The sequence below is a fragment of the Nocardia sp. NPDC057227 genome (assembly GCF_042669725.1).
Taxonomy (GTDB): domain Bacteria; phylum Actinomycetota; class Actinomycetes; order Mycobacteriales; family Mycobacteriaceae; genus Nocardia; species Nocardia asteroides_A.
This window is the reverse complement of record NZ_JBHUXA010000027.1, coordinates 44,481-57,319: the sequence shown is the minus strand read 5'-3', so window position 1 is coordinate 57,319 and position 12,839 is coordinate 44,481. Positions and strand designations below refer to the sequence as shown.

Genomic DNA, 12,839 nt, shown 5'->3' with positions numbered 1-12,839 from the left:
GCACGGGAAACCGTGCCGTGCCGAACCCGCACACCGAGGAGTCTCCGATGAGCGACGAGCACATCGCCCCGCCCCCGCAGCACGACCCCACCCTCGACCCCGACATCGCCCTCCGGGCCGCCGCGCACCGCCTGGAGCAGGAGTACGGCGACGTCGCCGACGAGACGACGATCGAGCGCGCCCTGCACGACTCCTACGAGGAGGTCGCCGATGGCGCCACCGTCGAGACCTTCCTTCCGCTGCTCGCCGAGCGCAACACCCGCGAGCAGCTGCAGGACGCGGCCGAGGCCGAGCGCACCGAATCCTGATCCGCGCGGGGTAGCTGCCCGATCGCCGCACCGGACGCTGTGACACGTCACACGCGGGAACCCCCTGGAATGGTGTGTGCACAACGGGAATCCCCCTAAGCTGGTGCCGCCAGTCTTTGGAGGATGTGTGATGACGGTCGACGCGCTACCCCACGCGGACCACGCGACCAGGCCGATCGGCCGCTGCCCCGCCACCGCGCCGGTGTCCATGATCGAGCGGATGACGCTGATCCTGGAGGCCTTCGACGCCGCCTCGCCCGCGCTCACCCTGGTCGAGCTGTGCGAACGCACCGGGCTGCCGCGCTCCACGGTGCACCGCATCCTGGACCAGATGATCAAGCTGCGCTGGCTGGCGCACGCGCCGGGCGGCTACCGGCTCGGCTCGCGCACCCTGGAGCTCGGCGGGCTCGCCGCCGACCACAACGAGGTGCGCGAGGCGGTCAGCCCGCTGCTGCACGATCTCGCGCATCGCGCCGACATGGTCGGCCACCTCGGCGTCCTCGACGGCCGCGACGTGCTCTACCTGGACAAGGTCGGCCGCTCCGGCCCGACGCTGCCCACCCGGCTCGGCGGCCGGATGCCCGCGCACAGCACCGCGCTCGGCAAGGCCATGCTGGCCGCCCAGGAGCGCGGCGTCGTCGCCGCGGCGCGCGAGCCGCTGCCCCGGCTCACCCCGCGCACCATCTGCGACCGGGTCGAGCTGAACCGCGAGCTCTCCCGCATCCGCGGCAGGCAGTGCGTCGCGGTGGACAGCGAGGAGTCCTTCACCGGCGTCACCTGCGTCGCGGTGCCGGTGCGCACCCGCGGCTCGGGGGTCGCCGCGCTCTCGCTGTCGGTCCGGGCAGGCGCCGAGCTGCCCGCGCTCGACACCGCCCGGCTGGCCGGGCTGCTGGTCGAGGTCGCCCAGGATTGCGCGCGCACCCTGCGCCCGCAACCCCCCGGCCGGCACTGACCCATCGGCTCAGCGCGACAACTCCGCGGCGATCGCCCGCCCGGCCGAGCGGCCGGAGAAGATGCAGCCGCCGAGGAACGTGCCCTCCAGCGCGTTGTACCCGTGTACCCCGCCGCCGCCGAACCCGGCGACCTCACCCGCGGCCCAGAGCCCGGGCAGCGGCCCGCCGTCCGGGCCGATGACCCGGGAATCGAGGTCGGTCTGCAGCCCGCCGAGCGTCTTGCGGGTGAGAATGTTCAGCCGGACCGCGATCAGCGGCCCCGCCTCCGGGTCCAGGATGCGGTGCGGCTTGGCGACCCGCCCCGCCTTGTCGCCGAAGAAGTTGCGGGCGTTGTGGATCGCCATGACCTGGGCGTCCTTGGTGAACTTGTTGGTGATCTCGCGGTCCCTGGCGACGATCTGGCGCTCCAGCTCGTCGTGGTCGAGCTTCGGGCCGCGGGCGATGGCGTTCATGCCGTCGACCAGCGCGGGCAGTGTATCGGCGACCACGAAGTCGACGCCGTGCTTCTTGAACGCCTCCACCGGGCCGGGCGCGCCCTTGGCCACCCGGCTCTTCAGCACCAGCTTGAGGTCCTTGCCGGTGACGTCCGGGTTCTGCTCGGAGCCGGAGAGCGCGAACTCCTTCTCGATGATCGACTGGGTGAGCACGAACCACGAGTAGTCGTGGCCGCCCGCCAGGATCGCCTTCATGGTGCTGTTGGTGTCGAAGCCGGGGAAGCAGGGCGCGGGCAGCCGCTTGCCGTCGGCGTCGAACCAGAGCGAGGAGGGGCCGGGGATGATCCGGATGGCGTGGTCCGGCCAGATCGGGTCCCAGTTGACGATGCCCTCGGTGTAGTGCCACATGCGGTCCCGGTTCACGATCCGCCCGCCCGCGGCCTCGGAGATGCCGAGCATGCGGCCGTCCACGTGCGCGGGAACGCCGGAGATCAGCGTCTCCGGGCACTTCCCGAGCCGCTCGGTCGGCCAGTTGCGCCGGATCACGTCGTGGTTGTGCCCGATCCCGCCGGAGGTCACCACAACCGCCTTACCGCTGAACTCGAACTCGCCGGTGACCGCGCGCGAGCTGGCCTGCCCGCGCTCCAGCTCGCTGGGCTCGAGCACGCTGCCGCGCACCCCGGTGACGCTGCCGTCGGCGACCAGCAGCTCGTCCACCCGGTGCCGGAACTCGAAGGTCACCAGCCCGCGCCGCTCGGCCTCGAGCACCGGCTCCAGGAAGACCCGCACCACCTCGGGGCCGGTGCCCCAGGTGAGGTGGAAGCGCGGCACCGAGTTGCCGTGGCCGTCGGCGAGCGCGCCGCCGCGCTCGGCCCAGCCGACCAGCGGTGTCACCCGCAGCCCGAGTTCCCGCAGGTACTCGCGCTTCTCGGTGGCGGCGAAGCGCACGTAGGCCTCGGCCCAGCGGCGCGCCCAGTGGTCCTCGTCCGCCCGGTCGAACCCGGCCGAGCCGTACCAGTCCTGCAGCGCCAGCTCGTAGGAGTCCTCGATGCCGAGTCTGCGCTGCTCGGGGGTGTCGACCAGGAACAGCCCGCCGAGCGACCAGAACGCCTGCCCGCCGAGGTTGGCCCGGTTCTCCTGGTCGAGCACCCGCACCCGGTGCCCGGCCCGGGTGAGTTCGTAGGTGGCGACGAGGCCGGCCAGCCCCGCTCCGACGACGATGACCTCGGGGTCGCTGCCGATCGATGTCATGGTTTTCCTTCCGTGGTGGTCCGGCGGGGCGTGCTGTAGGCGAGCACCACCCGCCGGAAGAGTTCGGTGCGCTCGCGCCGCACCGCGGGATCGTCGGGGGCGAGCACGATCTGCAGGCTGGTGCCGTCGTGCACCGCGACCAGCGCGCGGCCGAGCGCGGCGGGGTCGGGGACGACGCGGCCGGTGCGGGCAAGCGCGGCGACGACGGTCGGCATCAGCGCGGCAACGATGGCCTCCTCGCGCGCGGCGGTGACCCGGCGCAGCGCGGGGTTGCGCAGGGCGTGCGTGGTGAACTCGGCGGTGATCCGGTACCAGGGCTCCTCGACCGGGACGGCCCGCTCGAAGCGGGCGACCATGGCGGTGAGGCCTGGCTCCGCGCCCGCGGCGAGCTCGTCGAGGGCGGCGGCCACCCCGGCGACCATGGCGGCCGAGCGCTGCTCCCACATGGCGAGGAAGAGCTCGTCCAGCGAGGTGAAATTGGAGTAGAAGGCGCCGCGGGTGAACCCGGCGCGCTCACAGACCTTCTCGACGGTGGCGCGGCCGAACCCGTCCTCGGCGAACACCTCGTACGCGGCGGCGAGCAGCCGGGCACGCGTCTCCTCGCGCCGCCGCGTGACCCGCTTGCCGCCGACCGCAGGCATCATCGCCCCTCACTCTCGATACACGAACGTATCAGATACGTCCGTGTATCGAGAGCGGTTCGGCGCTCAGACCTCGGCGAGGGCGCGCCGCGGGGCCGGGGCGGCGGCGCGCTGGATGGTCTCCAGGGCGAGCGGGGCGACCTCGGTCTCGCGCCGCCAGTGCGTCCAGAGCCGGTCGGCGTAGCTGTCGAAGCCGGGCACCGCGATGCCGGTGGTCCGCAGCCGGGCGCGGGTGGTGTCGTCGATGAACTCGGCGGGCACCCGGACCTGGGCCGGGGCGTGCGCGGGGATGCCGAGCAGGTCGAGCACGTGGTCGCGGAGCAGCGGGTAGCCGGGCAGCCGGGCCAGCCGGTCGAAGAGGATTCCGCTGCCGGGCAGCGCGATCCCGCGCGGGGCGCTCGCCGCGCGGGCCAGTGCCGCGTACAGCTCGCCGAAGCCCTGCCTGGCCGGGTTCACCAGGTGGAAGGTGCGGCTGTGCTGGCCGGGCCTGCGCACCAGCTCGGCCAGCGCGGAGGCCACGTAGTCGACCGGGACCACATTGGTGGTGCCCCAGTCCGGCAGGATCACCGGCAGCTCGGCGGGGAGCCCGGTGAGCCGGGCGACCGCGGCGAGGAAGGGCGCGGTGCCGCCGCCGCGGTCGATCTCGCCGGTGCGCGAGTCGCCGGTCAGGATGCCGGAGCGGAAGATCCGCCACCGCACGTCGCGGGCGTGCCGCACCAGCTCCTCGGCGGCGAAGGCGATGCGGTGCGCGGCGCAGGTGAGCGGCTGGCCGATGTCGAAGTCGTCCTCGAAGAAGCGGCCGGGGTGCGCGCCCGCGACGGCGACCGAGGAGAGGTAGTTCAGCGTGGCGCCGAGCCGGGCGGCCGAGGCGAGGGTCCAGCGCAGCTCGGTGACGTGGTTCGCCTGCTCCGTTGCGGTGCTCGCCGGGCCGAGGTGCACGATGTGGTCGATCGCGGGGACGTCGCGCTGCGGCACCTGGATTCCGGCGGGCAGCGCGAGCAGGGTGGCGCCGGTGCGGTCGGTCGGCACGTGCACGACGGCCGTGCTGTCGGCGTCCAGTAGCCGCCGCACGACTCGCCCGCGCAGGAACTCGCTGCCGCCGGTGACGATGTAGGAAACCATGACTCCTCCGGGGTCCGCTCGGGTGCGTGCGGAGGCGGCGGTGCCTCCGGATGGTTCCCAGCGTGCCTGTGACCCAGGGCACGGTACGGATCGGCCGGCGTGCGCGGCATCACACGGGGAACAGGGTGTGCGACATCGGCTTCCGGGCAGTTCACGTTCGGGGAACCGAGTGCGGGGTAGCGGCAGGAGATCTGGCTGTCGGCCCCGCGGGTGGAACGTCGTCGTCCCGACTGATAGTCGATGGTAATGGTGAGCCCGCACCCGGGGCAATGTGATCTGTTACGCCCGACGGCTCCGGGCAGGCGTGATCACCAAGTGTCGCAAGGGATTACGAGAAAGATGTCGATCTCGTGTCAGGAGAGCCTGCGCTCGGCGAACTCGGCGTCCAGCTCGGCGAAGACCGCGGTGTTCAGCGCGAACGCGCGCTGCCCCTCGTCCAGCACCCGGCGCCGCTCCAGGTCGTCGAGGTCGAGTTCGTCCAGCAGGGCGCGGTATTCGCGCTTGAAGGCGGCCGGGTTCCGCACGCCCTCGAAGACGTAGAAGCGCACGCCGTCGCCGCGGTGCGGGAGGTCCCAGAGCTTCTCGGCGACTCCGCGGATCACCTGTCCGCCGGAGAGGTCGCCCAGGTAGCGGGTGTAGTGGTGGGCGATGTAGCCGGCCGGCCAATCCCTGGCGCACTCGTCGATGCGGGCGGCGTAGGCGGCGGTGGCCGGGAGCGCGGTGAGGCCGTCGCGCCAGTCCGGGCCGACCAGGTGCGCGAGGTCGCGCTCGAGTTCGGCGGTGCGGGCCAGCTCGGGCTTGATGAACGGTCCAGCCACCGGGTCGGCCGCGAGCTCGTCCCAGTGGCCCTCCAGCGCCCGGTACACGAACCACAGCTGGCCGGTGTAGCGCTGGTAGGAGTCGAGGCCGAGCATGCCGCCGAGCATGTCGGCCATGAAGCGGGAGTTCTCCGCCTCGGTGTGCTGCCGCTCGGTGGCGGTACGGATCTGTACGGAGAACGGAACCGTATCCGACATGAGCGGGCCTCCACCTCGACTCGCCGCCCGGCGGCTGCCGGATGACCTGATTGACGTCTCGACTTTACCGGGCGGCCCCGCGCACCGCAGCAGCGTTGCCGACCGCGGCCACCCGCCTGCGTCGCAGCGAGATCTTCTGCCGCCGGACGATGGTCGGCCTGCGCAGCGCGCCGAAGCGGCGCAGGATGCGCGGCCTGCGCACGGTCCGGTCGACCCACTCGCCCAGCGTGACGCCCGCGGCCAGCGCGCAGCCGATGCCGATGGCGCCGAAGAGCTGGTTGAAGCCGAGCAGCAGCTGGTCGTTGAGCAGCCCGTACAGCCCCCGGTACAGCGCGAGGCCGGGCAGCAGCGGGGTGATCCCGGCGACCGCGACGACCAGCGGCGGCGTCAGCGCGCGGCGCGCCATGAGGCCGCCTGCCAGCCCGACCACGGTGGCGGCGAAGCCGGAGCCGGTGACCGGGCCGAAGCCGATGTGCCCGGCGATCACGTAGCAGATGGTGCCCGCCGCCCCGCTGAACGCCGCCGCGGCCAGCGCGCGCCGCTCCGCGTAGCAGGCCAGCGCGAAGGCGAGCGCAGCGACGGCGCCCGCGACGATCTGCACCGGCAGGTCGGTGAGCGCGCGCGCCGGGCTCATGTCCACCGGCAGCACCGGGGTCGCGATCACCTCGCCGACCCGCAGCGCCAGCGCGATCCCGGCGATGATCGCGCCGGTCATCATGACCACCTCCAGCATCCGCGCCGCCGCGGTGATCGGCGCCCCGGTTATCGCGTCCTGCACCGAGCCGACCAGCGACAACCCGGAGAGCAGCACGGTGATCCCGGCCGCGATGATCAGCGTCGGATCCACCGAGAGGCCGAGTGGCCCCGCCACCGCGGCCAGCCCGACCGCGGGGGCGGCGGCCAGCATCCCGCCCACCATGTGCTGGAAGAAGAAGGGCAGCCCGAACCGGTTCAGCAGCCGGTTGGTCCGGTCGATGACCGCCGTGGTCAGGAAGGCGAGCAGCGCCACGATCGGGCCCGCGCCGAGCAGCGCCGCGATCGACGCCGCCAGCAGCGACCAGCCGAACGTCGCCGCCCAGCGCTGGTAGGGGTGCGGGGCGGTGGTGATGGCGTCCAGCGCGGCGCGCGCGTCGCCGGGGGAGACGATCTCCGAGCGGATCCGGCGGGTCAGCCGGTCCACCGCGGCGAGCCGGGTGAAGTCGAGCGAGCGGTACCGCACCACCCGCATCATGCTGGCCGGTGGCAGCAGCGAGCCGCGGTCGGCCCAGATCCGGATGCTGTCGTAGGTGACGTCGACGTCGACCTTGGCCAGGCCGTAGGTGGCGGCGATGAACTGCACCTGGGTGGTCGTGTCGATCACGCCGGTGCCGGAGGCGAGCACCACCTCGCCGACCCGGACCGCCAGGTCGAGTACCTCGGTGACCTGGGCGTCGTCGCCGAGGTCGATGGGCTGCAGCGGGGCGGGCGCGGAGACGATGGTGTCGGCGGTGGCCTGCCGGTCCGCGACAAGCAGCCCGACCGCCTGGCTGACCACCGGCGACACCCGGCTGCGTCGGTGCCACGGCGCGCGGCGCGCGCCGTGCCGGACACTCCGGCCGGTCGTACCGCCCGCTGTCTCGTCGGCGCCGACGCCGCGCGAGAGCGCATCCACTGCGGATCCGCCACCGAGGACATCGGCGCGGGGGGCCCGGGCCGCGCCGCGGGCATCGCGGGCGGCTCCGATTCCGGGGAAGATTCCTCGCACCATGCCCGCGAAAGTAGTCACCGCACCGCGGCGCTCGCATCCGCCCCCGGCCGGAAATGGCTCCCATCACACCCCGACCGGTCGGTGTCAGCGCAGATCACGCCGTCGAAAGCCGATCACCCCGACGGCGATCGGAATCGTGGCGATCGCGAGCAACCAGAGCAGTGGTTCGGCGGTGAACTCCCCGCCGGGCAGCTTCGGCGGATGCGTGAACGGCACCAGGTCCATCACCCACTGCGGCAGCGCGTCCAGCGAGCCGACGAAGTAGAGCACGATCATGGCGCTCAGCACCCCCCAGGCGAACGGGGCGAAGCGCGGAAGCAGCCCGTAGAGCGCGGTCGCGATCCCGGTGACCACCCAGACGGCCGGCAGTTGCACCGCCGCCGCGCCGACCACCGCGTCGAAGGTGTGCTCCGGGTCGGCGGTCTGCGGCGCGTAGACGAGCCCGATCGCGACGCTCGCCACGAAGAGCAGCAGGGCGGGGCCGCCGAGGGCGAAGGTCAGGTGCGCGGCGGCCAGCCGGGGGCGGCTCACCGCGCCGGCCAGGGTGGCCTCCATCCGGCCGCTGCTCTCCTCGTCGTGCAGCCGGAGCAGCGCCGAGACCGAGTAGGCGGCGGCGACCGCGGCGAGCAGGGTGAGCGCGTAGGTGATGAAGGAGTCCTCCAGCGCCGACGACCCGCCCATCCGGTCCATCATCTGCCGGAGCGAGTCGCTGTCGCCGAGCATGTCGCCGACGCTGCCGACCGCGCCGCCGATCAACAGCCCGTAGAGCGCGAACCCGACCGCCCAGCCGAGCAGCGCGCCGCGCTGCAACCGGGCCGCGAGCCGGAAGGGGCCGGCCAGCGATTTCTTCGCGGCCGGACGCCCCGGCCGCTCCGCGAGCAGCCCGGCGCCGGTGTCGCGCCGGTCCAGCAGCGCGTAGGCGAACCCGACCGCGAAGACCGCGACGGTGAGCAGCGGCAGCAGGACCCACCAGCGCTCGCCTGCGTAGGGGCGGATCTGCAGGCACCAGCCGAGCGGGGAGAACCAGGAGAGCACGCCGTTGCCCGCGTCGCCCGCCGCGCGCAGCGCGAAGGCGGCGCCGAGCGCGCCGAAGGCGATGCCGCGGGCCACCCGCGCGCCGGTGCTCGCCTGCGCCGCGACCGCCGCGATACCGGCCCAGACCAGCCCGGAGGCGGCCAGCGACGCACCCCAGGCCACCGATCCGGCGAGCGGCTCGCCGCTGCCGAGCAGCGACAGCGCGCACACCAGCCCGGCCAGCAGCGACCCGCCGCCGGTGAGCAGCAGCGCCGCGGTGAGCCCGGCGAAGCGGCCGATCCCGGTGGCGCCGATCAGCTCGGCGCGCCCGGTCTCCTCCTCGACCCTGGTGTGCCTGATCACGGTGAGCACGACGGCGATGGCGATGACGGTGTACATCGCCCCCGCCTTCCAGGTGCCGATCGACCCGAGCGACGTCCCGAACACCGGTCCGTACATGGCGAGCAGCGCCGGGCTGGCCGCGGTGGTCGCGGCGAACTGCTCCAGCTGCTCCGGGGCGGAGTAGAGGTCCTTGACGCTGATCAGCTGGATCGCGGGCATCAGCCCGATCACCAGCGCCCACAGCGGCGCGATGACCCGATCCCGCCGCAGGTAGAGCAGAAACAGCCCCCGGGTACCGGTGAAATCCGCCGCCCGGAGCGACGCGGGAGCGGTGCCCGCCGCGGGGCGATCCGGCGCGGACCCCGCGCGGCTCCGCGGGGTTCCCGCTTCCCGGCCCGGCGCGCTCATGCCCGGACCTGCTGCCGGTCGGCGGGCTCGGTGCCGTCGGCGCTGTAGTGCCGCAGGAACAGCTCCTCCAGGGTGGGTGGCGCGCTGGTGAGGCTGCGCACCCCGGCATCGCCGAGCAGCCGCACGATCGCGCCCAGGTGCTCCCCGTCCACCTGCAACTTCAGGATCGACCCGTCCCGCTGCACATCGGCGACGCCGGGCAGCGCCGCCACATCACCGGGGTCGCCGGTCAGCTCGGCCGTGATCGAGGTGCGGCTCAGGTGCCGCATGGCGGCCAGCGACCCGGTCTCCACCGTCTTCCCGGCCCGGATGATGGTGACCCGCTCGCACAGCGCCTCCACCTCGGAGAGGATGTGGCTCGACAGCAGCACCGTGGCACCGCGCGCCCCCGCCTCCCGCACGCACTCCCGGAAGACCTGCTCCATCAGCGGGTCCAGCCCCGAGGTCGGCTCGTCCAGCAGCAGCAGCGGGACGTCGGAGGCGAAGGCCGAGATCAGCGCGACCTTCTGCCGGTTGCCCTTGGAGTAGGCGCGCGCCTTCTTGCGCGGGTCGAAGTCGAACCGCTCGATCAGCTCGGCACGGCGCGCCGTATCGATCCCGCCGCGCAGCCGGGCGAGCAGGTCGATGGTCTCGCCGCCGGACAGCGACGGCCACAGCGTGACGTCGCCCGGCACGTAGGCCAGCTGCCGGTGCAGCGCCACGGCGTCGCGCCACGGGTCGCGGCCGAGCAGCGCGACCTCGCCGGAGCTCGCCCTGAGCAGTCCGAGCAGCACCCGGATGGTGGTCGACTTGCCCGCCCCGTTGGGGCCGAGGAAGCCGTGGATCTCGCCTTCGGCGACGGACAGTTCCAGCCCGTCGAGCGCGGCCACGTGGCCGAAGGTCTTGCGCAAGCCCTTGATGTCGATGACTCCGGACATCACTTCTCCTGTGTGAAGGAATCGAGAACGGTGGGGTCGGTGAGCAGGCCCTGGGTGTACATCTCCAGCGCCGGGACGGTGAGTTCGGACATGAGGTCGCGCAGCGCCTGCCGATCGTCCAGCTCGGGTTCGCGGGCGCGCCGCATACGCAGGTAGAGGAGGGTGCCGCCCAGATTGAGCAGCATCAGGTAGCGGGCGCGGGCCGCCGGATCGCGGCTCGGCTTGACGATTCCGGCCGCCACCGCCTGCTCGGTGTAGGCGACGGCGTCGTCGACCATGTGGTCGAAGAGCGAGTCGGCCAGCGGCCCGCCGTCCTCCAGGCTGCGCATCAGGTACGCGAAGAGCGGGGCGTACTCGTCCAGCTCGGCGATGGCGGCGAGCATCCCGCCCGCCAGGTTGTCGCCGCTCAGCACGCTCGCCTTGTGCTCGCGGACGAAGCCGAGCACGTGGTCGTCGCAGGCCCGGCGCAATCCCTCCTTGGAGCCGAAATGGTGGTTGACCAGGCCGGGGGAGACCCCGGCTCGGGCCGCGATGGCCCGGACGCCGACCCCGAAGCCGTTGTGCCCGAACTCGGCGACGGCGGCATCGCGGATCCGAGCCGCGGTGCTGAGGTCGGCGCTTTGGTTGAACACTCGTACAGAATATTGAACGAGCGTTTAAACCACAAGGGGTCGAGCGGGGCGACACGATGTTCGTCACGGTTTGCCCGGCATCCAGCGGGCTATCGTCTGAGGTATGGAGAGCGGCACGTCGACGACGACTGAGAACCCGGTGATCACGCACCTGCGCGGTGCTCTGGACGGTCCGTGGGGCGCCGTCCGGGAGGAAGCCAGAGCGGCGCTGGCGGACGACAAGTTCGCCGGTGATCCGACGCTCGACTACAAGGCGGCCCGCGCCCGGGTCCTGGAGCAGATGCGGGAGATCACCAAGCTCGGCATCGCCGAGCGCAACTTCCGCAGGGAGAACGGCGGCACCGGCGAGCCGGGCGCCGCCGTGGTCGGGCTGGAGATGCTGGCCTACGCCGACCTCTCGCTCTGGGTGAAGGCCGGCGTGCAGTGGGGGCTCTTCGGCGGCGCCGTGGAGAACCTCGGCACCGAGCGGCACCGCGAGTACGTGCGCAGGCTGATCTCGCTCGACCTGCTCGGCTGCTTCGCCATGACCGAGACCGGCCACGGCAGCGATGTGCAGAGCCTGGAGACCACCGCCACCTACGACCCGGCGACGCAGGAGTTCGTGGTGCACTCGCCGACCCCGTCGGCGCGCAAGGACTACATCGGCGGCGCCGCCGAGCACGCCCGCATGGCCGCGGTCTTCGCGCAGCTGATCACCGGCGGCGAGAGCAAGGGCGTGCACTGCTTCCTGGTCCCGATCCGGGACTCCGACGGCACCGACCTGCCCGGCGTCACCACCTCCGACGACGGCCTCAAGGGCGGGCTGCCCGGCGTCGACAACGGCCGGATCGTCTTCGACCAGGTGCGCATCCCGCGGGAGAACCTGCTCAACCGGTACGCCGACGTCGCCCCCGACGGCGCGTACACCTCCGACATCGAGAATCCGAGCAGGCGCTTCTTCACCACCCTCGGCACCCTGGTGCGCGGCCGGATCAGCGTGGGCGGCGCGGCCGCCGCGGGCGCGCGGGTGGCGCTCAGCATCGCGGTCAAGTACGCGGTGCAGCGCAAGCAGTTCTCCGACCCGGACACCGGGGAGGAGGTCGTGCTCATGGACTACCGGGCGCACCAGCGCAGGCTGTTCCCGCTGATCGCCAAGTCCTACGCGCTCGCCTTCGCGCAGAACGACCTGGTGCGCCGGATGCACCTCATCCAGACCGGGCAGGACCTGGACGCGAGCTCGCAGCGGGCGCTGGAGAAGCGCGCCGCCGGGCTCAAGGTGGCGCAGACCAGGCACGCCACCAGGGCCATCCAGGAGTGCCGCGAGGCCTGCGGCGGCGCCGGCTACCTCACCGAGAACCGGCTGGTGACGCTGAAGGCCGACACCGACGTCTTCACCACCTTCGAGGGCGACAACGTGGTGCTCACCCAGCTCGTCGCCAAGGAACTGCTCACCGCCTACGCCGACGAGGTGCGCGACCTGGACGCGCTCGGCTGGGTGCGGTTCGTCGCGACCACCGCGGGCGACGTCGTGCGCAAGCGCTCCGGCGTGCGCCAGCTCATCCAGACGCTGCGCGACCGCGGCGACGACCCGGTGGACGAGGGCGATCTCTCCCGCCGCTCCACCCAGCTCTCGCTCTTCGCCGACCGCGAGGACTACCTGGTGCGCACCGCCGCACACCGGCTGCGCGCGCGGGCACAGGAGACCGGCCCCTTCGAGGCGTTCAACAACGCCCAGGACCACATCCTGACCGCGGGCACCGCGCACATCGACCGGCTGATCCTGGAGGCGTTCATCGAGGGCATCGCCGACATCGATGACCCGGACGCCCGCGCCCTCGCCGAAACCGTCTGCGACCTCTTCGTCTTCTCCACCCTGGAGGAGAACGCGGACTGGTACATCATGCACCGCTTCATGTCCGTGGAGCGGGCAAAGGCGGTGCGCCGCGGCGTCAACGAGCTGGTCGACCGGCTGCGCCCGGAGGCCCTCACCCTGGTCGACGCCATGGGCGTGCCCGACTCCATGCTCCGCGCCGCCCTCCTCAGCGACGCCAGCGTCTACGACCGCAGCCGATAGC

Annotated in this window: 11 protein-coding genes; 3 read left to right on the top strand and 8 right to left on the bottom strand. The window is 72.7% G+C overall.

The annotated features are described in order from the left end of the window. Window positions 1-47: 47 nt before the first annotated feature. Window positions 48-308, top strand: a complete 261-nt coding sequence (locus ACFUJ1_RS28650; protein ID WP_378650428.1) for a three-helix bundle dimerization domain-containing protein — start codon at window positions 48-50, stop codon at window positions 306-308. 130 nt (window positions 309-438) lie between these two features. Next, entirely contained in the window at window positions 439-1,260 is an 822-nt protein-coding gene (locus ACFUJ1_RS28645) for an IclR family transcriptional regulator (protein WP_378650426.1), read from the top strand. A gap of 9 nt (window positions 1,261-1,269) precedes the next feature. Here the strand turns inward: ACFUJ1_RS28645 and ACFUJ1_RS28640 are convergent, their stop codons facing one another. The 8 genes from ACFUJ1_RS28640 to ACFUJ1_RS28605 form a co-directional block, all read right to left on the bottom strand. Beyond that, window positions 1,270-2,946, bottom strand: coding sequence for an FAD-binding dehydrogenase (locus ACFUJ1_RS28640; RefSeq protein WP_378650424.1), 1,677 nt, complete (start codon window positions 2,944-2,946; stop codon window positions 1,270-1,272). Then, entirely contained in the window at window positions 2,943-3,590 is a 648-nt protein-coding gene (locus tag ACFUJ1_RS28635; RefSeq protein WP_378650422.1) for a TetR/AcrR family transcriptional regulator, read from the bottom strand. The genes ACFUJ1_RS28640 and ACFUJ1_RS28635 overlap by 4 nt, the downstream gene beginning before the upstream one ends. 63 nt (window positions 3,591-3,653) lie before the next feature. After that, the gene (locus tag ACFUJ1_RS28630; protein WP_378650420.1) at window positions 3,654-4,709 is read right to left on the bottom strand and encodes an SDR family oxidoreductase; all 1,056 of its coding nucleotides are present in this window, start codon (window positions 4,707-4,709) and stop codon (window positions 3,654-3,656) included. 353 nt (window positions 4,710-5,062) lie between these two features. Further along, entirely contained in the window at window positions 5,063-5,725 is a 663-nt protein-coding gene (locus ACFUJ1_RS28625; RefSeq protein ID WP_378650418.1) for a heme oxygenase (biliverdin-producing), read from the bottom strand. A 64-nt stretch (window positions 5,726-5,789) separates the two neighbouring features. Further along, the gene (locus tag ACFUJ1_RS28620; RefSeq protein ID WP_378650468.1) at window positions 5,790-7,268 is read right to left on the bottom strand and encodes a threonine/serine exporter ThrE family protein; all 1,479 of its coding nucleotides are present in this window, start codon (window positions 7,266-7,268) and stop codon (window positions 5,790-5,792) included. 288 nt (window positions 7,269-7,556) lie between these two features. Beyond that, window positions 7,557-9,236, bottom strand: coding sequence for an ABC transporter permease (locus ACFUJ1_RS28615; protein WP_378650416.1), 1,680 nt, complete (start codon window positions 9,234-9,236; stop codon window positions 7,557-7,559). Next, entirely contained in the window at window positions 9,233-10,153 is a 921-nt protein-coding gene (locus ACFUJ1_RS28610; RefSeq protein WP_378650414.1) for an ATP-binding cassette domain-containing protein, read from the bottom strand. The genes ACFUJ1_RS28615 and ACFUJ1_RS28610 overlap by 4 nt, the downstream gene beginning before the upstream one ends. Next, window positions 10,153-10,785 (bottom strand): TetR family transcriptional regulator, encoded by a 633-nt coding sequence (locus ACFUJ1_RS28605; protein ID WP_378650412.1) that lies wholly within the window; start codon window positions 10,783-10,785, stop codon window positions 10,153-10,155. Before ACFUJ1_RS28605 ends, ACFUJ1_RS28610 begins: the two co-directional genes overlap by 1 nt. 103 nt (window positions 10,786-10,888) lie before the next feature. On the opposite strand from ACFUJ1_RS28605, the gene ACFUJ1_RS28600 reads away from it, so the two are divergent. Then, window positions 10,889-12,838 (top strand): acyl-CoA dehydrogenase, encoded by a 1,950-nt coding sequence (locus ACFUJ1_RS28600; RefSeq protein ID WP_378650410.1) that lies wholly within the window; start codon window positions 10,889-10,891, stop codon window positions 12,836-12,838. The last annotated feature ends 1 nt before the right edge of the window (window position 12,839 follow it).